This is a genomic window from Candidatus Palauibacter sp., assembly GCF_965216145.1.
Lineage (GTDB): Bacteria > Gemmatimonadota > Gemmatimonadetes > Palauibacterales > Palauibacteraceae > Palauibacter.
Genome location: NZ_OZ244149.1, coordinates 2,243,081 through 2,268,621 on the forward strand (window position 1 = coordinate 2,243,081; position 25,541 = coordinate 2,268,621).

A 25,541-nucleotide genomic window follows, 5' to 3' on the forward strand; every position below is an offset into this window, starting at 1 on the left:
GTGGAAAGGCGCGCTTTCCTTGTGGGTGCGAACCCCACCCAGCAACTGTCGCTCCAGCTGGTAGCGGCCAGAGCGGTCCAAGGAGGTAACGACATGGATTGAAGCACTCTGGCAAGAGGGCCGCGTTGAGCGGCTTGGCGACCATGCAGGCCGGAACGTGAGTGAACGCCGAGCAGGCCTCGAAACGGGCGTCGCGGAAGCCGACCCTCCTGAGATTAGGGGAAGGCCGCCGGCTGGCTGGGAAGAGAGCGACAAGCGCCCCGGCCGACTTCCGCCGGGGTAGTGGCGCCGGCATGCATGGAAGATGGAAGGTGTGGCAACACGGGAAGCCCTGACGGTGCCGTGCACGCGGCAACCGGAACCCCGCGAGGGGCGGGCCGGGCCGGGAGGGTGGCGGATGGGCCCGTAGTACCGGGGACGCGGGGTAACGCCCGCCGAGGGAAGGGGCCCTGAGCCGGGAGCGGTGCGGAAAGGAGGCAGGGACATGACCACTGACGCGAGTCTAACAGGGTCGGCAAGCGTTCGGAAACTCCAGACCGTGCTACATGCGAAAGCGAAGGAAGAACCCGACCGGCGCTTTCACGCCCTTGCCGACAAGGTATGGCGGGAGGACTTCCTGCTGGCGGCATGGGGGATGGTCCGGCGCAACGGCGGAGCGGCTGGAGTGGATGGTGTGACGGTCGCGGACATCGAGGCATACGGAGTGAAACGCTGGGTTGGGGAACTGTCGCGGGATCTGAGGGATGGCACCTACAAGCCGAGTCCGGTGCGCCGGGTGCTGATCCCGAAGAAGCAGCCGGGGAAGTTCCGTCCCCTGGGCATCCCATGCCTGAGGGACCGGGTTGCGCAGACGTCGGCGATGCTGGTGCTGTCGCCGGTCTTCGAGGCGGATCTGGAGCCGGAGCAGTACGGATACCGGCCGGGACGAAGTGCCAAGGACGCGGTCAGGCGGGTCCACCGCCTGCTGCACGCGGGCCGCAACGAAGTGATCGATGCGGACCTCTCCAACTACTTCGGCGAGATACCGCACGCCGAGCTGATGAAGAGCATCGCACGTCGCGTTAGCGACGGACGGATGCTCGGGCTCATCAAGGCGTGGCTGGAGATGCCGGTGGTGGAGGAGGACGGGGACGGCGGCACACGCCGCACGAACCGGGCGCGAAGGGAAAGGAAGGGGACCCCGCAAGGGGCTCCGATCTCGCCGCTGCTGAGCAACATCTACATGCGGCGGTTCACCCTTGGCTGGAAGGCGCTGGGCCATGCCCGGCGCTTTGGAGCGGAGATCGTGAACTACGCGGACGACTTCTGTGTGCTCGGCAAGGCCCCGGCGGCGGATATGCTGGTGGTGGTCAACCGGCTCATGGAAAGACTGAAGCTACCGGTCAACGCCCGGAAGACCCGGTGCCTCCGATGCCCCGAGGAGTCTATCGAGTTCCTTGGGTACCGCATCGGTTGGAACTATCGTCCGACGGACGGGCGCCGGTACATCGGTACCCGGCCGAGCAAGGCGAGCGTTCAGAGCATCTGCCGCGGGATCAGCGAACAAACGGGCCGGCGGTACTTGGGCCGGTCCACGGAGGAGGTCGTAGAGCGCCTCAACCGGATGATCTCCGGCTGGGCAAACTACTTCACCCTCGGGCAGGTCGGCATGGCCTACAAGGCCGTGGACCGGCATGCGACCCGGCGGCTGCGACAGTGGTTCCGGCGGAAGCACAAGGTGAAGGCGGGAAGATACGTGCGCTTCTCCGACGAATGGCTGTGGAACCGCTGCGGCCTGAAGCGCCTTGAGCCGACGACCGGAGACCTTCCGTGGGCGAAGGCATGATCGCGGCTGAGAGCCGGATGCGGGAAATCCGCACGTCCGGTTCGATGAGCAGGGGAGTGGAAACGGACCTACGGGAGCCGGACTGAGTACCGAAGCGAAAGCGACGGAACAACGCACCGGACCCTACGGGCACCGCGCCACCCCCTGACTCTACCGCGATAGAGGAGCGTAGAGTCACGGCCGCCTTCAACCGCGGGTTGCCCCGCTCGCGGTCCAGCGCGTCGGTGTACTCCGAGGCGAGAGTAGGGTTTGCCAACGCCGGACGTTAGCCATTCCGCCACCCCTCCGCAGCAAGTAGCAGCTGTCTTTCCCGGCCGAAGCAAAGGGCCGGGACTCAAGCCATCACCTTGCGCCGCCTCGCCACTCGTCCGTATCCTTCCGCGACGCTATCTACTGGAGAAGCCCGCATGTCGGGTCTCCTTGCCGAATACAACAGCCTCGTTTAGCAATGCGCACCGCAACGGACTAGCTACCCGGTTGCGCGCGTGGGTGAACAGGGCAGGGCCACACCCGCCGATAACTCTCCGTGCGGATGGCGTCAAAAGCCCGACGCTCATCTAGACGCCAAACACGGAGAGTACCATTGCACCCGCCTAACGACGGTTGTTGTCGTCATGTGCGCTTGTTCATGTGGCGCGCTGGCCTTCGCCGCCCTCCTTGCCCTTCCCCCGCAGGCGCAGACGAGGAGTGTCAGCAACTTGGGAAGGGCCGAAGATCCGCCTGCCAAGCCCCCCCGGAAGCCCGCCAAGCACTCGTAGAACTTCGTCAATTCCGCAGGCCAACGCTGCGGCCCTACCAGCACGGTCACGCCCACGATGACTGATCCCGACCCCGTACGGGCAGACATCACGGAGCGAGATCACCAGTTCGGCGGCGCAAACAATTGGCAGGTCGCGAGAGCGCAGTTCGTGCTCTTATCCGGTGATCGTTGAGTTAGTGAGAAACAAAACGAGAGGCTTACAGTGACAGAGATGAAGTACGGACTCCCCAAGAGATGCCGCACGGGACGCGAACCGGTCGAAAAGACTGTGTCGCCGTCCTGTCCGACCACTCCGGTGGGTGAATGTTGAGTCCCCGTGTCGGAAAGGCCCGCGAGACTGCCGCCGCCTTGCGCGGACGCACTTCGCCCGCTCGCTCCTCCTTCCCGCCTGCCCGTCGGCACGCGCAAACAAGGTGGAGGCCTGCTGCCCATCTCGGCTCTCCGAGCGTAGGGGGCCTCGCTGTCATCGTCGCCTTGGCCCTTGGTCTGGCAGGCGCTCTTCAGGTCCACGCGCAGGGCCTTGAATTCGTCAGCAACTTCGATAAGACGCATAACGATGCCGTCAAGATAGACGACGAGCACCGCCTCGAAGGCGCCCCCGTGGCGCCCCCCAAGTACTGGTGGAATCTCGTCAATGCCGCCGGCCAACGCTGCGGCCCTATCTGCGCGGTCACGGCCACGATCACCGACCCGGTCAACGCCGTGCCGGTCTTTAGGGAAGGGGCCAGCACTTCGCGGGCCTTCGGCGAGACGCTGGGCGACGGGGCGTGGTCGCAGAGCGGAACAGGGACGACGACGGACGCCCGCACGCCGCTGGTGACGACCGCCGCTGGTTTGGTGTTTTCTCCGCTGACTTTTCGGATGTATGAGGGGAGCGATGCCAGCTACACGGTGAAGCTGGCGACGCAGCCGACGGACACCGTGACGGTGACGATCACGGGCACGGCGGGCACGGACCTGAGTCTGGACAAGACGAGCCTGACGTTCACGACGTTGAACTGGAACGTGGCGCAGCCGGTCACGGTGAGTGCGGACGAGGACATCGACGCGGTACATGATATTGTGCCGCTGACGCACACGGCGTCGGGCGGTGACTACGGGTCCGTAACCAAGGACTTCGAGGTGTTTGTGTTTGACCTTGATGATGCGGCCCTGATTCTGACTCCGGTGCCGTTTGTCATAGGCGAGGGGGAAGACCTCAGCTACACGGTGAAGCTGGCGTCGCAGCCCACGGACACCGTGACGGTGACGATCACGGGCACGACGGGCACGGTTCTGAGTCTGGACAAGACGAGCCTGACGTTCACGACGTTGAACTGGAACGTGGCACAGCCGGTCATGCTGAGCGCGGGCGAGGACGACGACGCGCGAACCGCTAGCGTGCCGCTGACGCACACTGCGTCTGGCGGCGATTACGAGTCGGTGTCCTACAGTGTCACGGTGAACGTGCGGGACAACGACGAGAGGCTGAGGGCGGATCTGGTTATTGTTCCCGGTTCGATGTCTATAAGCGAGGGTACCGAAGTCAGCCTCACCGTCAATCTGGCGACGCAGCCGACGGATACCGTGACGGTGACGATCACGGGCACGACGGGCACGGACCTGAGTCTGGACAAGACGAGCCTGACGTTCACGACGTTGAACTGGAACGTGGCGCAGACGGTCATGCTGAGCGCGGGCGAGGACAACGACACAAGCAACGATACGGTGGTGCTGACGTATACGGCGTCTGGGGGCGACTATGGGTCGGTGTCTACGATCCGCGACGTCATTGTGCGTGACAATGACAACATAACGACGGGGCTGATTCTTTCTCCGGGTACGATGTTTATAAACGAGGGGAGCGCTACCAACTACACGGTGCGGCTGGCGTCGCAGCCGACGGACACCGTGACGGTGACGATCACGGGTACGGCGGGAACGGACCTGAGCCTGGACAAGACGAGCCTGACGTTCACGACGTTGACCTGGAACGTGGCGCAGACGGTCAGGGTGAGCGCGGGCGAGGACGACGATGCGAAAACTGATAGGGAGACGCTACGGCATACGGCGTCTGGCGGCAATTACACGGGGCTGAACGAAGATCTCCTCTTGGGGGTTTCTGACAAAGATACCAAGGGCCTGAGCCTGTCCATACTGGGTACGAGTCTAGTAGAAGGGGATAATTTCAGCTTCACGGTGCAGCTGAGGTCGCAGCCGACGGATACCGTGACGGTGACAATCACGGGATTGGAGGGAACGGATCTGAGTCTGGACAAGACGAGCCTGACGTTCACGACGATGAACTGGAACGTCGTGCAGCCGGTCATGGTGAGCGCGGGCGAGGACGACGATACAGTGGACGATAGCGAGACGCTGACACTTGGGGCGGCCGGAGGCGACTACGCGGGGCAGAGTACGAGGCTTTCCCTGTCTGTTATTGACAACGATGACCCACCGGGCGTGGCATTGAGTCCGCATGCTTTCGTGTTCGAGGAAGGGACAAGTGCGGACTACAAGATCAAGTTGACATTGCAGCCGACGGACACCGTGACGGTGACGATCACGGGATTGGAGGGAACGGATCTGAGTCTGGACAAGACGAGCCTGACGTTCACGACGTTGAACTGGAACGTGGCGCAGTCGGTCATGCTGAGCGCGGGCGAGGACGACGACACGGTGGACGATAGGAAGTGGCTGGACCATACGGCGTCGGGCGGTGGTTACGACATGGTCGATAATTCCTTTCTTGCACTGGTATTTGACAACGATCGCAGTGTGACGATCTCAACCACGACGCTGACGGTCGCCGAGGGGGGCATGGCGACGTACACGGTGGTGCTGGACGGTCAACCGACGGGCACGGTGACGGTGACGCCGTCGCGCACCTCCGGCGACACGGATGTGTCGGTATCCGGGGCGTTGACCTTCACTCCGTTGAACTGGGCAACGCCGCAGACGGTCACGGTCACGGCGGGGCAGGACGCCGACGGGGACGAGGACACCGCGGTGATCGGCCACACGGTCGGCGGCGACAACTTCGACGGCGTGACGGCGGCCTCGGTGGACGTGACGGTGGACGACGACGAGACGGCATCGACCGAGGTGATACTTGCGGTGGATCCGGCGTGGGCGAATGAGGCTACCGCGTTGACGCGCGTGCAGTTGACGGCGGAACTGAATGAGGCGCCGCGTTCTGAGTTGACCACCGTGACGGTGATGGTTGGAGACTCAGGGGACAGTGCGGTTGAGGGAACCGATTACGAGACGACAGGCGACATCACCCTGAACATTCGTGCGGGACAGACAAGTACGTTCCAAACGATCCTGTTCCGACCGGTCAACGATGGGACGTCCGAAGGGGACCAGAGCATTTCCATCGAAGGTACAACCTTGGTACCGAGCCTGACGGTGACGGGAACGGAGTTGACATTGTTTGACGATGACCTGTTGAGACGCGTGACGCTGACCGCGAATCCAGACTCGGTGGCGGAGGACGGCGCCCCGACGACGGTGATCGTGAATGCGAGCATCGAGACGGGTGCCTACCTCGTTGACACGCCAGTGACTGTAACGGTGGGAGATCCGGAAGACAGCGCGACGGCGGGGACGGACTACGCATCCGTGGATGATTTGACGATCACGATCTCAGGAGGCGCGACGGACGCGGTCGGTGCATTCCGATTCATGACGGTGAACGACAGTTTTGGGGAGGGCGACGAGACGATTTCGGTGTCGGGAAGCTCTACGACACTTGGAGTGGTCGTGCAGGGAACGGAAGTGACCATCACTGACGACGAGACCTCGTCAACGGAGATACGGCTCTCGGTATCCCCCGATGCCCTGGGCGAGGGTGCCGGGGACACGACGCTGGCGGTGACGGGGACACTGAACAACGGCCCGCGGAGTTTGCCGACGAGCGTAACGGTCGTGGTCGGCGCATCAAGTGACGTGGCGGTGGAGGGCACCGACTACGAAACGGTGAACGATTTCACGCTGACCATCGACGCCGGCCAGACGGCGGACACGGCGGCCTTCCAGCTGATCCCCACGGACGATGCCATCGACGAGGTGGACGAGGCGCTGACGGTGTCGGGAACGACCACTGCCACGGGCCTTACCGTAACCACAAGCAGCGTGACGATCGAGGACAACGACACGGCCGGGGTGACGGCCTCAACCACGACGCTGACGGTGGATGAGGAGGACACGACCGGGGACACTTACACGGTGGTGCTCGATACCCAGCCGACGGCGGATGTCGTGGTGACGGTGGCCGGGCACGCGAGCACGGACGTGACCCCGAACCCGGCCGCGCTGACGTTCACGAGTACGACCTGGAGTACGGCGCAGCCGGTGACGGTGACGGCGGCGGGCGATGCGGACGCGGTCACCGATACGGTGACGCTGACGCACAGCGCGACGAGCACGGACAGCGACTATGACGGGATCGCGATCGCCGACGTGGCGGTGACGGTGACCGAGGTGACGGCGCCGGCCAAGCCGACGGGCCTGACGGCGACGGGGGGCGATGGACAGGTCGCGCTGGCCTGGGATGCGCCGGCGCCGGCGGCGGCCATCACGCACCACGAGTACCGGCACAAGACCGCCTCGGAGGAGCAGTACCCGGAGACCTGGACGGAGCTCGCCGACAGTGCGCCGGGGGAGGCGGGCGAGGCCGGGGTGACGGTCGGGAGCCTGACGAACGGCACCACCTACGATTTCCAGGTGCGGGCGGTGAACGCGGGGGGGGCGAGCGAGCCGTCGGACGCGGCCCGGGCGCTGGCGGGTGATGGCCTGGGGATCTGCAACCGGACCCCGCAGGTACGCGACGCGATCCTGGGCAGAATCTCCGGTATCACCGACTGCGCCGCCGTCACCAACGTCCATCTCGCCGCCATCACCGGCGTGCTGGGGCTGACCAGCAAGGACATCACCGCCCTCAAGGTGGGGGATTTCGCCGGGCTGACGAGTTTGACGCTGCTGGCGCTGAACGGCAACGCGCTGACCACGCTGCCCGCCGGGGTGTTCGACGGCCTGCCCGCGCTGGAGCAACTGTTCCTGAACAGCAACGCGCTGACCACGCTGCCCGCCGGGGTGTTCACCGGGCTGCCCGCGCTGACGAACCTGTTTCTGTCCTTCAACGAGTTGCCCACGCTGCCCGCCGGGGCATTCACCGGGCTGACCGCGCTGACGGATCTGTATTTGGGCGACAACGCGCTGGCCACGCTGCCCGCCGGGGTGTTCGACGGGCTGACGAGCCTGACGACGCTGGGCCTGCCGAACAACGCGACGTTGGCCACGCTGCCCGCCGGGGTGTTCGACGATCTGACCGCGCTGACGATTCTGGATCTGACCGGCAACGGCCTGACCACGCTGCCCGCCGGGGTGTTTGCCAGGCTGGCCGCGCTGACGGAGCTGAGCATGGGCGGCAACGCGCTGGCCACGCTGCCCGCCGGGGTGTTTGCCGGGCTGGCGTCGCTGACCGAACTCCGGCTGGATGGGAACCGGCTCACGGCGCTGCCCGCCGGGATCTTTGACGGGCTGGCGTCATTGGCCACGCTCCAGTTGGAGGGCAACGCGGCGGATCCGCTGCTGCTGCCCGTGACCCTGGAGCGGACGGCGGGGGCCCGGTTCAAGGCGGTCGCCCCGACGGGCGCCCCGTTCGGCCTGGTGCTGCCGGTGAGCGTGACGAACGGGAGCATCGTGGGCGGGGCCGGCACGAGCACGATTCCCGCGGGCGCGCTCGAAAGCTCGGCCCTGACGGTGACCCGGTCGGTCGGTGCGAGCGCGGCCACGACGGTGGACATCGGGACCGTGCCGGCGCTGCCGGCCAATCATTCGGGCTACGGTTTCTCGAAGGCCGCCGGCCTGCCGCTGACCATGCCGGGGCTGACGGTGACGCCCACGACCCTGACGGTGGCTGAGGGGGGCACGGCGACGTACACGGTGGTGCTGGACACGCAGCCGACGGACACGGTGACGGTGACGATCGGCGGCACGAGTGGCACGGACGTGACGGTGGCCGATTCGACGCTGGAGTTCACGACGACCGACTGGGCGACGGCCCAGACGGTGACGGTGCGCGCGGTGGTGGATGCGGACGTGCTGGACGACACGGTGACGCTGACGCACGGCGCGGCGAGCACCGACAGCGACTATGACGGGATCACGATCGCCGACGTGGCGGTGACGGTGACCGAGGTGACGGCGCCGGCCAAGCCGACGGGCCTGACGGCGACGGGGGGCGATGAACAGGTCGCGCTGGCCTGGGATGCGCCGGCGACGGCGGCGGTCATCACGCACCACGAGTACCGGCACAAGACCGCCTCGGAGGAGCAGTACCCGGAGACCTGGACGGAGCTTGCCGACAGTGCGCCGGGGGAGGCGGGCGAGGCCGGGGTGACGGTCGGGAGCCTGACGAACGGCACCACCTACGATTTCCAGGTGCGGGCGGTGAACGCGGGGGGGGCGAGCGAGCCGTCGGACGCGGCCCGGGCGCTGGCGGGCGACGGCCTGGGGATCTGCAACCGGACCCCGCAGGTACGCGACGCGATCCTGGGCAGAATCTCCGGTATCACCGACTGCGCCGCCGTCACCAACGTCCATCTCGCCGCCATCACCGGCGTGCTGGGGCTGACCAGCAAGGACATCACCGCCCTCAAGGTGGGGGATTTCGCCGGGCTGACGAGTTTGACGCTGCTGGCGCTGAACGGCAACGCGCTGACCACGCTGCCCGCCGGGGTGTTCGACGGCCTGCCCGCGCTGGAGCAACTGTTCCTGAACAGCAACGCGCTGACCACGCTGCCCGCCGGGGTGTTCACCGGGCTGCCCGCGCTGACGAACCTGTTTCTGTCCTTCAACGAGTTGCCCACGCTGCCCGCCGGGGCATTCACCGGGCTGACCGCGCTGACGGATCTGTATTTGGGCGACAACGCGCTGGCCACGCTGCCCGCCGGGGTGTTCGACGGGCTGACGAGCCTGACGACGCTGGGCCTGCCGAACAACGCGACGTTGGCCACGCTGCCCGCCGGGGTGTTCGACGATCTGACCGCGCTGACGATTCTGGATCTGACCGGCAACGGCCTGACCACGCTGCCCGCCGGGGTGTTTGCCGGGCTGGCCGCGCTGACGGAGCTGAGCATGGGCGGCAACGCGCTGGCCACGCTGCCCGCCGGGGTGTTTGCCGGGCTGGCGTCGCTGACCGAACTCCGGCTGGATGGGAACCGGCTCACGGCGCTGCCCGCCGGGATCTTTGACGGGCTGGCGTCATTGGCCACGCTCCAGTTGGAGGGCAACGCGGTGGATCCGCTGCTGCTGCCCGTGACCCTGGAGCGGACGGCGGGGGCCCGGTTCAAGGCGGTCGCCCCGACGGGCGCGCCGTTCGGCCTGGTGCTGCCGGTGAGCGTGACGAACGGGAGCATCGTGGGCGGGGCCGGCACGAGCACGATTCCCGCGGGCGCGCTCGAAAGCTCGGCCCTGACGGTGACCCGGTCGGTCGGTGCGAGCGCGGCCACGACGGTGGACATCGGGACCGTGCCGGCGCTGCCGGCCAATCATTCGGGCTACGGTTTCTCGAAGGCCGCCGGCCTGCCGCTGACCATGCCGGGGCTGACGGTGACGCCCACGACCCTGACGGTGGATGAGGAGGATACGACCGGGGACACTTACACGGTGGTGCTCGATACCCAGCCGACGGCGGATGTCGTGGTGACGGTGGCCGGGCATGCGAGCACGGACGTGACCCCGAACCCGGCCACGCTGACGTTCACGAGCACGACCTGGAGTACGGCGCAGGCGGTGACGGTGACGGCGGGGGGCGATGCGGACACGACGGACGACACGGTCACGCTGACGCACGGCGCGGCGAGCACGGACAGCGACTATGACGGGATCACGATCGCCGACGTGGCGGTGACGGTGACGGACAACGATGCGGTGGTGACGATCGCGGCGGATGCGCCGAGTGCGCTCTACGCGGGAGGCTCGGCGGACTTCACGCTGACCCGGACCGGGGCGGTCGCCCGCCCGCTGGCGGTGCCGGTGACCCTCACGCAGTCGCAGGACTACCTGGCGGCGGCGAATCTGTCGCGGACCGTGGTGTTTCTAGTGGATTCGGTGACGGCGGCGCTGCAGGTCCCGGCCAGCCAGTTCAGGCAATTGGCAGCGGGGACGACCCCCGAGAAGGGGACCCTGACGGCCACGGTGGCGGCCGGCACCGGCTATGGCGTGGGTGCGGCGGATTCCGCGGCGGTGGACATCCTCATCGCGGCGACGATCGGGATCACGGAGGCCGCCTACACCGTCTCCGAGGAGGGGGGGAGCCCGCTCACGGTGACGGTGGTCGTGCGCACGGGCGACGGGGCGCCTCGGCCGACGGGCACCATCAGTGTCAGTATGGGGACGTTTGCGACGGGCTCGGCGACGACGCCCGAGGACTACCAGACCCGTTCGGAGATCCTGCGCTTCAGCCCGTCCGACTTCACGGCGGAGGGCACGGTGTACGTGGCGGAGAAGTCGCTCGAGATCACGATCAATGACGACAGTGTCGCCGACAGCGGCGAGACGTTCGAGATCCGCCTTGAAGGCGCCCCCGGGTTGCCCATCAGGTACTGGTGGAACTTCGTCACGGCCGCGGGCCACCGCTGCGGCTCGACCTGCGCGGTCACGGCCACGATCGAGGACGACGACACCGCCGGGGTGACGGTGACGCCCACGACGCTGTCGGTGGATGAGGGGGGCACGGCGACGTACACGGTGGTGTTGGACACGCAGCCGACGGACACGGTGACGGTGACGATCGGCGGCGCGGCGGGCACGGACGTGTCGGTGGCCGATTCGACGCTGGAGTTCACGACGACCGACTGGGCGACGGCCCAGACGGTGACGGTGCGCGCGGTGGCGGATGCGGATGCGCTGGACGACACGGTGACGCTGACGCACGGCGCGGCGAGCACGGACAGCGACTATGACGGGATCGCGATCGCCGACGTGGCGGTGACGGTGACCGAGGTGACGGCGCCGGCCAAGCCGACGGGCCTGACGGCGACGGGGGGCGATGGACAGGTCGCGCTGGCCTGGGATGCGCCGGCGGCGACGGCGGTCATCACGCACCACGAGTACCGGCACAAGACCGCCTCGGAGGAGCAGTACCCGGAGACCTGGACGGAGCTTGCCGACAGTGCGCCGGGGGAGGCGGGCGAGGCCGGGGTGACGGTCGGGAGCCTGACGAACGGCACCACCTACGATTTCCAGGTGCGGGCGGTGAACGCGGGGGGGGCGAGCGAGCCGTCGGACGCGGCCCGGGCGCTGGCGGGTGACGGCCTGGGGATCTGCAACCGGACCCCGCAGGTACGCGACGCGATCCTGGGCAGAATCTCCGGTATCACCGACTGCGCCGCCGTCACCAACGTCCATCTCGCCGCCATCACCGGCGTGCTGGGGCTGACCAGCAAGGACATCACCGCTCTCAAGGTGGGGGATTTCGCCGGGCTGACGAGTTTGACGCTGCTGGCGCTGAACGGCAACGCGCTGACCACGCTGCCCGCCGGGGTGTTCGACGGCCTGCCCGCGCTGGAGCAACTGTTCCTGAACAGCAACGCGCTGACCACGCTGCCCGCCGGGGTGTTCACCGGGCTGCCCGCGCTGACGAACCTGTTTCTGTCCTTCAACGAGTTGCCCACGCTGCCCGCCGGGGCATTCACCGGGCTGACCGCGCTGACGGATCTGTATTTGGGCGACAACGCGCTGGCCACGCTGCCCGCCGGGGTGTTCGACGGGCTGACGAGCCTGACGACGCTGGGCCTGCCGAACAACGCGACGTTGGCCACGCTGCCCGCCGGGGTGTTCGACGATCTGACCGCGCTGACGATTCTGGATCTGACCGGCAACGGCCTGACCACGCTGCCCGCCGGGGTGTTTGCCAGGCTGGCCGCGCTGACGGAGCTGAGCATGGGCGGCAACGCGCTGGCCACGCTGCCCGCCGGGGTGTTTGCCGGGCTGGCGTCGCTGACCGAACTCCGGCTGGATGGGAACCGGCTCACGGCGCTGCCCGCCGGGATCTTTGACGGGCTGGCGTCATTGGCCACGCTCCAGTTGGAGGGCAACGCGGCGGATCCGCTGCTGCTGCCCGTGACCCTGGAGCGGACGGCGGGGGCCCGGTTCAAGGCGGTCGCCCCGACGGGCGCGCCGTTCGGCCTGGTGCTGCCGGTGAGCGTGACGAACGGGAGCATCGTGGGCGGGGCCGGCACGAGCACGATTCCCGCGGGCGCGCTCGAAAGCTCGGCCCTGACGGTGACCCGGGCGGTCGGTGCGAGCGCGGCCACGACGGTGGACATCGGGACCGTGCCGGCGCTGCCGGCCAATCATTCGGGCTACGGTTTCTCGAAGGCCGCCGGCCTGCCGCTGACCATGCCGGGGCTGACGGTGACGCCCACGACCCTGACGGTGGATGAGGAGGACACGACCGGGGACACTTACACGGTGGTGCTCGATACCCAGCCGACGGCGGATGTCGTGGTGACGGTGGCCGGGCATGCGAGCACGGACGTGACCCCGAACCCGGCCACGCTGACGTTCACGAGCACGACCTGGAGTACGGCGCAGGCGGTGACGGTGACGGCGGGGGGCGATGCGGACACGACGGACGACACGGTCACGCTGACGCACGGCGCGGCGAGCACGGACAGCGACTATGACGGGATCACGATCGCCGACGTGGCGGTGACGGTGACGGACAACGATGCGGTGGTGACGATCGCGGCGGATGCGCCGAGTGCGCTCTACGCGGGAGGCTCGGCGGACTTCACGCTGACGCGGACCGGGGCGGTCGCCCGCCCGCTGGCGGTGACGGTGACCCTCACGCAGTCGCAGGACTACCTGGCGGCGGCGAATCTGTCGCGGACCGTGGTGTTTCTAGTGGATTCGGTGACGGCGGCGCTGCAGGTCCCGGCCAGCCAGTTCAGGCAATTGGCAGCGGGGACGACCCCCGAGAAGGGGACCCTGACGGCCACGGTGGCGGCCGGCACCGACTATGACGTGGGTGCGGCGGATTCCGCGGCGGTGGACATCCTCATCGCGGCGACGATCGGGATCAAGGAGGCTTCCTACACCGTCTCCGAGGAGGGTGGGAGCCCGCTCACGGTGACGGTGGTCGCGCGCACGGGCGACGGGGCGCCTCGGCCGACGGGCACCATCAGTGTCAGTATGGGGACGTTTGCGACGGGCTCGGCGACGACGCCCGAGGACTACCAGACCCGTTCGGAGATCCTGCGCTTCAGCCCGTCCGACTTCACGGCGGAGGGCACGGTGTACGTGGCGGAGAAGTCGCTCGAGATCACGATCAATGACGACAGTGTCGCCGACAGCGGCGAGACGTTCGAGATCCGCCTTGAAGGCGCCCCCGGGTTGCCCATCAGGTACTGGTGGAACTTCGTCACGGCCGCGGGCCACCGCTGCGGCTCGACCTGCGCGGTCACGGCCACGATCGAGGACGACGACACCGCCGGGGTGACGGTGACGCCCACGACCCTGTCGGTGGCTGAGGGGGGCACGGCGACGTACACGGTGGTGTTGGACACGCAGCCGACGGACACGGTGACGGTGACGATCGGCGGCGCGGCGGGCACGGACGTGTCGGTGGCCGATTCGACGCTGGAGTTCACGACGACCGACTGGGCGACGGCCCAGACGGTGACGGTGAGCGCGGTGGCGGATGCGGACGTGCTGGACGACACGGTCACGCTGACGCACAGCGCGACGAGCACCGACAGCGACTATGACGGGATCACGATCGCCGACGTGGCGGTGACGGTGACCGAGGTGCCGGCGCCGGCCAAGCCGACGGGCCTGACGGCGACGGGGGGCGATGGACAGGTCGCGCTGGCCTGGGATGCGCCGGCGCCGGCGGCGGTCATCACGCACCACGAGTACCGGCACAAGACCGCCTCGGAGGAGCAGTACCCGGAGACCTGGACGGAGCTCGCCGACAGTGCGCCGGGGGAGGCGGGCGAGGCCGGGGTGACGGTCGGGAGCCTGACGAACGGCACCACCTACGATTTCCAGGTGCGGGCGGTGAACGCGGGGGGGGCGAGCGAGCCGTCGGACGCGGCCCGGGCGCTGGCGGGCGATGGCCTGGGGATCTGCAACCGGACCCCGCAGGTACGCGACGCGATCCTGGGCAGAATCTCCGGCATCACCGACTGCGCCGCCGTCACCAACGTCCATCTCGCCGCCATCACCGGCGTGCTGGGGCTGACCAGCAAGGACATCACCGCTCTCAAGGTGGGGGATTTCGCCGGGCTGACGAGTTTGACGCTGCTGGCGCTGAACGGCAACGCGCTGACCACGCTGCCCGCCGGGGTGTTCGACGGCCTGCCCGCGCTGGAGCAACTGTTCCTGAACAGCAACGCGCTGACCACGCTGCCCGCCGGGGTGTTCACCGGGCTGCCCGCGCTGACGAACCTGTTTCTGTCCTTCAACGAGTTGCCCACGCTGCCCGCCGGGGCATTCACCGGGCTGACCGCGCTGACGGATCTGTATTTGGGCGACAACGCGCTGGCCACGCTGCCCGCCGGGGTGTTCGACGGGCTGACGAGCCTGACGACGCTGGGCCTGCCGAACAACGCGACGTTGGCCACGCTGCCCGCCGGGGTGTTCGACGATCTGACCGCGCTGACGATTCTGGATCTGACCGGCAACGGCCTGACCACGCTGCCCGCCGGGGTGTTTGCCGGGCTGGCCGCGCTGACGGAGCTGAGCATGGGCGGCAACGCGCTGGCCACGCTGCCCGCCGGGGTGTTTGCCGGGCTGGCGTCGCTGACCGAACTCCGGCTGGATGGGAACCGGCTCACGGCGCTGCCCGCCGGGATCTTTGACGGGCTGGCCTCATTGGCCACGCTCCAGTTGGAGGGCAACGCGGCGGATCCGCTGCTGCTGCCCGTGACCCTGGAGCGGACGGCGGGGGCCCGGTTCAAGGCGGTCGCCCCGACGGGCGCCCCGTTCGGCCTGGTGCTGCCGGTGAGCGTGACGAACGGGAGCATCGTGGGCGGGGCCGGCACGAGCACGATTCCCGCGGGCGCGCTCGAAAGCTCGGCCCTGACGGTGACCCGGTCGGCCGCGGCGAGCGCGGCCACGACGGTGGACATCGGGACCGTGCCGGCGCTGCCGAGTGGCCATTCGGGCTACGGTTTCTCGAAGGCCGCCGGCCTGCCGCTGACCATGCCGGGGCTGACGGTGACGCCCACGACCCTGTCGGTGGCTGAGGGGGGCACGGCGACGTACACGGTGGTGCTGGACACGCAGCCGACGGACACGGTGACGGTGACGATCGGCGGCACGGCGGGCACGGACGTGTCGGTGGCCGATTCGACGCTGGAGTTTACGACGACTGACTGGGCGACGGCCCAGACGGTGACGGTGCGCGCGGTGGTGGATGCGGACGTGCTGGACGACACGGTGACGCTGACGCACGGCGCGGCGAGCACGGACAGCGACTATGACGGGATCACGATCGCCGACGTGGCGGTGACGGTGACCGAGGTGACGGCGCCGGCCAAGCCGACGGGCCTGACGGCGACGGGGGGCGATGAACAGGTCGCGCTGGCCTGGGATGCGCCGGCGGCGACGGCGGTCATCACGCACCACGAGTACCGGCACAAGACCGCCTCGGAGGAGCAGTACCCGGAGACCTGGACGGAGCTCGCCGACAGTGCGCCGGGGGAGGCGGGCGAGGCCGGGGTGACGGTCGGGAGCCTGACGAACGGCACCACCTACGATTTCCAGGTGCGGGCGGTGAACGCGGGGGGGGCGAGCGAGCCGTCGGACGCGGCCCGGGCGCTGGCGGGCGACGGCCTGGGGATCTGCAACCGGACCCCGCAGGTACGCGACGCGATCCTGGGCAGAATCTCCGGCATCACCGACTGCGCCGCCGTCACCAACGTCCATCTCGCCGCCATCACCGGCGTGCTGGGGCTGACCAGCAAGGACATCACCGCCCTCAAGGTGGGGGATTTCGCCGGGCTGACGAGTGTGACGCTGCTGGCGCTGAACGGCAACGCGCTGACCACGCTGCCCGCCGGGGTGTTCGACGGCCTGCCCGCGCTGGAGCAACTGTTCCTGAACAGCAACGCGCTGACCACGCTGCCCGCCGGGGTGTTCACCGGGCTGCCCGCGCTGACGAACCTGTTTCTGTCCTTCAACGAGTTGCCCACGCTGCCCGCCGGGGCATTCACCGGGCTGACCGCGCTGACGGATCTGTATTTGGGCGACAACGCGCTGGCCACGCTGCCCGCCGGGGTGTTCGACGGGCTGACGAGCCTGACGACGCTGGGCCTGCCGAACAACGCGACGTTGGCCACGCTGCCCGCCGGGGTGTTCGACGATCTGACCGCGCTGACGATTCTGGATCTGACCGGCAACGGCCTGACCACGCTGCCCGCCGGGGTGTTTGCCAGGCTGGCCGCGCTGACGGAGCTGAGCATGGGCGGCAACGCGCTGGCCACGCTGCCCGCCGGGGTGTTTGCCGGGCTGGCGTCGCTGACCGAACTCCGGCTGGATGGGAACCGGCTCACGGCGCTGCCCGCCGGGATCTTTGACGGGCTGGCGTCATTGGCCACGCTCCAGTTGGAGGGCAACGCGGCGGATCCGCTGCTGCTGCCCGTGACCCTGGAGCGGACGGCGGGGGCCCGGTTCAAGGCGGTCGCCCCGACGGGCGCCCCGTTCGGCCTGGTGCTGCCGGTGAGCGTGACGAACGGGAGCATCGTGGGCGGGGCCGGCACGAGCACGATTCCCGCGGGCGCGCTCGAAAGCTCGGCCCTGACGGTGACCCGGGCGGTCGGTGCGAGCGCGGCCACGACGGTGGACATCGGGACCGTGCCGGCGCTGCCGGCCAATCATTCGGGCTACGGTTTCTCGAAGGCCGCCGGCCTGCCGCTGACCATGCCGGGGCTGACGGTGACGCCCACGACCCTGACGGTGGATGAGGAGGATACGACCGGGGACACTTACACGGTGGTGCTCGATACCCAGCCGACGGCGGATGTCGTGGTGACGGTGGCCGGGCATGCGAGCACGGACGTGACCCCGAACCCGGCCACGCTGACGTTCACGAGCACGACCTGGAGTACGGCGCAGCCGGTGACGGTGACGGCGGGGGGCGATGCGGACACGACGGACGACACGGTCACGCTGACGCACGGCGCGGCGAGCACGGACAGCGACTATGACGGGATCACGATCGCCGACGTGGCGGTGACGGTGACGGACAACGATGCGGTGGTGACGATCGCGGCGGATGCGCCGAGTGCGCTCTACGCGGGAGGCTCGGCGGACTTCACGCTGACGCGGACCGGGGCGGTCGCCCGCCCGCTGGCGGTGACGGTGACCCTCACGCAGTCGCAGGACTACCTGGCGGCGGCGAATCTGTCGCGGACCGTGGTGTTTCTAGTGGATTCGGTGACGGCGGCGCTGCAGGTCCCGGCCAGCCAGTTCAGGCAATTGGCAGCGGGGACGACCCCCGAGAAGGGGACGCTGACGGCCACGGTGGCGGCCGGGACCGACTATGACGTGGGTGCGGCGGATTCCGCGGCGGTGGACATCCTCATCGCGGCGACGATCGGGATCAAGGAGGCTTCCTACACCGTCTCCGAGGAGGGTGGGAGCCCGCTCACGGTGACGGTGGTCGCGCGCACGGGCGACGGGGCGCCTCGGCCGACGGGCACCATCAGTGTCAGTATGGGGACGTTTGCGACGGGCTCGGCGACGACGCCCGAGGACTACCAGACCCGTTCGGAGATCCTGCGCTTCAGCCCGTCCGACTTCACGGCGGAGGGCACGGTGTACGTGGCGGAGAAGTCGCTCGAGATCACGATCAATGACGACAGTGTCGCCGACAGCGGCGAGACGTTCGAGATCCGCCTTGAAGGCGCCCCCGGGTTGCCCATCAGGTACTGGTGGAACTTCGTCACGGCCGCGGGCCACCGCTGCGGCTCGACCTGCGCGGTCACGGCCACGATCGAGGACGACGACACCGCCGGGGTGACGGTGACGCCCACGACGCTGTCGGTGGCTGAGGGGGGCACGGCGACGTACACGGTGGTGTTGGACACGCAGCCGACGGACACGGTGACGGTGACGATCGGCGGCGCGGCGGGCACGGACGTGTCGGTGGCCGATTCGACGCTGGAGTTCACGACGACCGACTGGGCGACGGCCCAGACGGTGACGGTGCGCGCGGTGGCGGATGCGGATGCGCTGGACGACACGGTGACGCTGACGCACGGCGCGGCGAGCACGGACAGCGACTATGACGGGATCGCGATCGCCGACGTGGCGGTGACGGTGACCGAGGTGACGGCGCCGGCCAAGCCGACGGGCCTGACGGCGACGGGGGGCGATGGACAGGTCGCGCTGGCCTGGGATGCGCCGGCGGCGACGGCGGTCATCACGCACCACGAGTACCGGCACAAGACCGCCTCGGAGGAGCAGTACCCGGAGACCTGGACGGAGCTTGCCGACAGTGCGCCGGGGGAGGCGGGCGAGGCCGGGGTGACGGTCGGGAGCCTGACGAACGGCACCACCTACGATTTCCAGGTGCGGGCGGTGAACGCGGGGGGGGCGAGCGAGCCGTCGGACGCGGCCCGGGCGCTGGCGGGTGACGGCCTGGGGATCTGCAACCGGACCCCGCAGGTACGCGACGCGATCCTGGGCAGAATCTCCGGTATCACCGACTGCGCCGCCGTCACCAACGTCCATCTCGCCGCCATCACCGGCGTGCTGGGGCTGACCAGCAAGGACATCACCGCTCTCAAGGTGGGGGATTTCGCCGGGCTGACGAGTTTGACGCTGCTGGCGCTGAACGGCAACGCGCTGACCACGCTGCCCGCCGGGGTGTTCGACGGCCTGCCCGCGCTGGAGCAACTGTTCCTGAACAGCAACGCGCTGACCACGCTGCCCGCCGGGGTGTTCACCGGGCTGCCCGCGCTGACGAACCTGTTTCTGTCCTTCAACGAGTTGCCCACGCTGCCCGCCGGGGCATTCACCGGGCTGACCGCGCTGACGGATCTGTATTTGGGCGACAACGCGCTGGCCACGCTGCCCGCCGGGGTGTTCGACGGGCTGACGAGCCTGACGACGCTGGGCCTGCCGAACAACGCGACGTTGGCCACGCTGCCCGCCGGGGTGTTCGACGATCTGACCGCGCTGACGATTCTGGATCTGACCGGCAACGGCCTGACCACGCTGCCCGCCGGGGTGTTTGCCGGGCTGGCCGCGCTGACGGAGCTGAGCATGGGCGGCAACGCGCTGGCCACGCTGCCCGCCGGGGTGTTTGCCGGGCTGGCGTCGCTGACCGAACTCCGGCTGGATGGGAACCGGCTCACGGCGCTGCCCGCCGGGATCTTTGACGGGCTGGCCTCATTGGCCACGCTCCAGTTGGAGGGCAACGCGGTGGATCCGCTGCTGCTGCCCGTGACCCTGGAGCGGACGGCGGGGGCCCGGTTCAAGGCGGTCGCCCCGACGGGCGCCCCGTTCGGCCTGGTGCTGCCGGTGAGCGTGACGAACGGGAGCATCGTGGGCGGGGCCGGCACGAGCACGATTCCCGCGGGCGCGCTCGAAAGCTCGGCCCTGACGGTGACCCGGGCGGTCGGTGCGAGCGCGGCCACGACGGTGGACATCGGGACCGTGCCGGCGCTGCCGGCCAATCATTCGGGCTACGGTTTCTCGAAGGCCGCCGGCCTGCCGCTGACCATGCCGGGGCTGACGGTGACGCCCACGACCCTGACGGTGGATGAGGAGGATGCGACCGGAGACAGCTACACGGTGGTGCTGAGCACGCCGCCGAATGCGACGGTGACGGTGACGATCGGCGGCACGAGTGGCACGGACGTGACGGTGGACGATTCGACGCTGGAGTTTACGACGACTGACTGGGCGACGGCGCAGACGGTGACGGTGAGCGCGGCGGCGGACGCGGACACGCTGAACGACACGGTCACGCTGACGCACGGCGCGGCGAGCACCGACAGCGACTATGACGGGATCACGATCGCCGACGTGGCGGTGACGGTGACGGACAACGATGCGGTGGTGACGATCGCGGCGGATGCGCCGAGTGCGCTCTACGCGGAAGGCTCGGCGGACTTCACGCTGACGCGGACCGGGGCGGTCGCCCGCCCGCTGGCGGTGACGGTGACCCTCACGCAGTCCCAGGACTACCTGGCGGCGGCGCATCTGTCGCGGACCGTGGTGTTTCTAGTGGATTCGGTGACGGCGGCGCTGCAGGTCCCGGCCAGCCAGTTCAGGCAATTGGCGTCGGGGACGGTCCCCGAGAAGGGGACGCTGACGGCCACGGTGGCGGCCGGCACCGACTATGACGTGGGTGCGGCGGATTCCGCGGCGGTGGACATCGCCATCGCGGGGACGATCGGGATCAAGGAGGCTTCCTACACGGTCTCCGAGGAGAGGGGGAGCCCGCTCACGGTGACGGTGGTCGCGCGCACGGGCGACGGGGCGCCTCAGCCGACCGGAACCATTTTTGTCACTCTGGGGACATTTGCGACGGGCTCGGCGACGTCGCCCGAGGACTACCAGGTCCGTTCGGAGATCCTGCGCTTCAACCCGTCCGACTTCACGGCGGAGGGCACGGTGTATGTGGCGGAGAAGTCGGTCGAGATCACGATCAATGACGACAGTGTCGCCGACAGCGGCGAGACGTTCGAGATCCGACTCCAAGACGCCCCCGGGTTGCTCATCAAATACTTGTACAATTTCGTCAATACCGCGGGCCAACGCTGCGGCCCGACCTGCGCGGTCACCGCCACGATCACCGACACCGACGCCAACGCCGTGACGGTGACGCCCACGACGCTGGAGGTGGCTGAGGGGGGCACGGCGACGTACACGGTGGTGCTGGACGCGCAGCCGGCGGACACGGTGACGGTGACGATCGGCGGCGCGGCGGGCACGGACGTGTCGGTGGCCGATTCGACGCTGGAGTTCACGACGGTCAACTGGTCGACGGCGCAGACGGTGACGGTGACGGCGGCGGAGGACGCGGACGCGGCGGACGACACGGTGACGCTGACGCACACGGCTGGGGGCGGCGGCTACGACGGGGTGGCGGTGGACAGCGTGGCGGTGACGGTGGCGGACAACGACGAGCTTGAGTTGACGGCGAGCTTCAGTCCGGTGGAAGCAATGGTCCCCGAGGGTGACACGGTGGAGGTGACGTTGCGGATCACGGCTTCTCGGCCCCCTTCGGGCGTCATACGCTTTCGTGCCTCCACGCAGGGTGGCACGGCGACTTCGGTTGATGATTACGCGCCGGTTTTGCCGCGCATTCAGGAGGCCTTGAGTACGGAGTTCGTGAGCCAGAGCGATGGCACGTACGTGTACGAGCGGATCTTCGAGTTGCGCACGGTTGAAGACACGGAAGTCGAAGGCGACGAGACGTTTTTCTTTGATATTACGGCGCCCGTGGATCCTTCCGGGGCCACCTATGTCTCGCGGGTGGAGGGTGACGAGGACGGCGTAAGGGTCACGATCGAGGACGACGACAACGCGGCGCCGACGTTCAGGGACGGGTCGAGCACGTCGCGGGCCTTCGGCGAGACGCTGGGCGACACGGCGGCGGCGGCGGCGGACATCGGCGCTCCGGTGGCGGCGACGGACACGGATGCCGGCGACACGCTGGCCTACAGCCTGGCAGGCGCGGACGCGGCGAGGTTCGGGATCGGTGCGGCGAGCGGGCAGCTTCGGACCCGTGCCGGGGAGAGGTACGATTATGAGGCGACGGCGAGCTACGCGGTGACGGTCACGGTGGTGGACGGCCGCGGCGGTTCGGACACGATCGCGGTGACGCTGAACGTCACGGACCGGAACGAGGCGCCGCTGGCTCCGGCGGCGCCGGGGGTGACGGAGACGCCGGGGAGCACGACGAGCCTGGATGTGAACTGGACGGCTCCGCCGAACACGGGCCGCCCGGCGATCGCCTCCTACGACGTGCGCTACCGCGAGGGCTCCACCGGGCCCTTTACGGACGGCCCCGAGGACGTGACCGGCACGAGCGCGAGCATCTCCGGCCTCGCCGAGAACACGGCGCATGAGGTGCAGGTGCGCGCGACCAACGCCGAGGGCGACGGGGCGTGGTCGCAGAGCGGAACCGGGACGACCAGTGCGCCGGCCAACGCGGCGCCGGTCTTCAGGGACGGGTCGAGCACGTCGCGGGCCTTCGTCGAGACGCTGGGCGGGGCGGCGGAGACGACGGCGTCGAACATCGGCGTGCCGGTGGCGGCGGAGGACGCGGACATGGACACGCTGGCCTACAGCCTGGCAGGCGCGGACGCGGCGAGCTTCGGGATCGTGGCGGCGAGCGGGCAGCTTCGGACCCGTGCCGGGGAGAGGTACGATTATGAGGCGACGGCGAGCTACGCGGTGACGGTCACGGTGGTGGACGGCCGCGGCGGTTCGGACACGATCGCGGTGACGCTGAACGTCACGGACCGGAACGAGGCGCCGCTGGCTCCGGCGGCGCCGGGGGTGACGGAGACGCCGGGGAGCACGACGAGCCTGGATGTGAACTGGGCGGCTCCGCCGAACACGGGCCGCCCGCCGGTCGCCTCCTACGACGTGCGCTACCGCGAGGGCTCCACCGGGCCCTTTACGGACGGCCCCGAGGACGTGACCGGCACGATCGCGAGCATCTCCGGTCTTGCCGAGCACACGGCGTATGAGGTGCAGGTGCGCGCGACCAACGCCGAGGGCGACGGGGCATGGTCGCAGAGCGGAACCGGGACGACCAGTGCGCCGGCCAACGTGTCGGTGACGGTGACGCGCACGAGGCTGACCGTGGACGAGGGGGGTACGGCGACGTACACGGTGGTGCTGGACGCGCAGCCGACGGGCGGCACGGTGACGGTGACGGTGGGCGGGACGACGGGCACGGATGTGTCGGTGGACGACGCGACGCTGGAGTTCACGACGACCGACTGGTCGACGGCGCAGACGGTGACGGTGAGCGCGGCGGAGGATGCGGACGCGGTCAACGACACGGTGACGCTGACGCACACGCCGTCGGGCGGCGGCTTTGACGGGGTGGCCGTCGCCAGCGTCGCGGTGACGGTGGCGGATAACGAGCGGGGTGTGACGGTGACGCCCACGACCCTGGAGGTGGTCGAGGGCGGCGACGAGATTTCCTACACGGTGGTTCTGGACAGCCGGCCGACGGGCACGGTGGTGGTGGCGCGCTCAGTCTATGGCGGGCAGTACGTGACGGTGTTGCCCAAGTTGCTGAGGTTCACGACGGAGAACTGGTCGACGGCGCAGACGGTGACGGTGAGGGCGGTGGTGGACCACTACCCGTGGAACGAGAGCGTGACGGTGAAGCACGCGGCGAACGGAGGCGGCTACGGCGGGGTGCGGGTGGACGACGTGGCGCTGACGGTGCTGGACCGCACGCGCGGAGTGATAGTGACGCCCACGACGCTGACGGTGACCGCGGGCGACACCGCGACGTACACGGTGAAGCTGAAGAGCCAGCCCTGGTATGGCCTGCCCAAGGGTATCGTGACGGTGACGGTGGGCGGTGCGAGCGGGGACGTGTCGGTAGAGCCCACGAGGCTGAAATTCCTGCCGGCCGAATGGAATAAGCCGCAGACGGTGACGGTGCGAGCGGGGGCGGGGGCCGCCGGCGCGGTGACGCTGACGCACACGCCGTCGGGCGGCGGCTACGGCGGGGTGGTCGGCGACAGCGTCGAGGTGACGGTGGCCGCGGGCGACGACGATGCGGACACGGTGACCGACACGGACTCGCTGACCCACGGCGCGGCGAGTGACCGGGCCTTCGAAGGGGAGGCCGAGGCGCTGGCCGCGGTTGCGGGGCTGGGCGTGGAGGCGGTGGCCGGGGTGCTCCTCGGCGAGGCGGATTTGAGCGCGGTCCAGCGCGCCGCACTCGACTACCTCGGCAACCGGAACGGCAGCTACGACCTCGGCGATGTCCTCTCGTGGACCGAACGCTGCCGGCGCGGTAGTGCCGACTGTGGCGGGCGCGATCCCTCGCCGGACTCCGGCGCGCTTCCCGCGAACCGGCGGGGGGGGAAGAAGGGGAGCCGCAGGAGAAGAGCGTCCAGGTCGCGCCGCGCCGGCGACGGCCGGCGGCGCGGGGGGAGGCCCCCCGAACGCCGCGCCCGGCGCAGGAGGGCGTGGGGCGTTCCGGCGGCCCTGGGCGCCGTGCTTGCCACCTCCGCCTGCGGCATCGGCAACGATCTCACGCAACCCTCCGGCGAGGCGCCGGCACGGGCGGAAGCGGTCCAGGGCAGCCTGCGGGTCACCCTGCGGATGCCGACGGCATCACGCGCCACCGGCGTCTTCCTCGCCGTGGAAGGTCCGGCCATCGACTCGCTGCGGGCGCCCGGCCTCGAGCTCCTTCAATGGGAAGTGCCCCAGTCGACGCGCCGTCATGTCATCATCGCCGGCCGCCCGCTGGCCGGTCCCATCCTCGAAGTCTTCGCGCCCCCGGGGAGCGACCCCGCCGACTATCGGGTCGAGGTGCTGCAGATCACCGGACCGGAGTACGAACTGCGGGATCCGCGGGGCTACTCCGCAATTGTCTCCCGACCGTCCCGTGATGCTCCCTCGACCGGCCGGCGATAGCCCGACGTAGAGTCACGGCCGCCTTCAACCGCGGGTTGCCCCGCTCGCGGTCCAGCGCGTCGGCGTACTCCGACGAGAGGGTGGGAGAGCGCCTCCTCGATGAAGGATATGATCCCACATCCTGGACACTCCCCCTTTGTGACGTTTGACCTCCGGTCGTGGTGCTGCTCGGGGTAGAACCCGGCGGATAGCATGGATCCGATAACACGGTGTGCCGGAGTGGTCAGAGGACGCGGAAAACGACGAACACATGCCGCCCTGGGCCCGATGGGGTGCGTGGGACAGCGCTCGTCAGAAAACGGTGGAAGCTGAGAAGCGAAACGAGATGTA

Annotated in this window: 2 protein-coding genes; both read left to right on the plus strand. The window is 68.9% G+C overall.

Annotation, left to right across the window (positions count from 1 at the left end):
* Positions 1-538: 538 nt before the first annotated feature.
* Complete coding sequence (gene ltrA / locus ACOOHF_RS09675) at positions 539-1,825, plus strand: group II intron reverse transcriptase/maturase (RefSeq protein ID WP_420461493.1); 1,287 nt, start codon at positions 539-541, stop codon at positions 1,823-1,825.
* Positions 1,826-3,185: 1,360 nt separating this feature from the next.
* The gene (locus tag ACOOHF_RS09680; protein WP_420461494.1) at positions 3,186-25,211 is read left to right on the plus strand and encodes a fibronectin type III domain-containing protein; all 22,026 of its coding nucleotides are present in this window, start codon (positions 3,186-3,188) and stop codon (positions 25,209-25,211) included.
* Positions 25,212-25,541 lie beyond the last annotated feature (330 nt).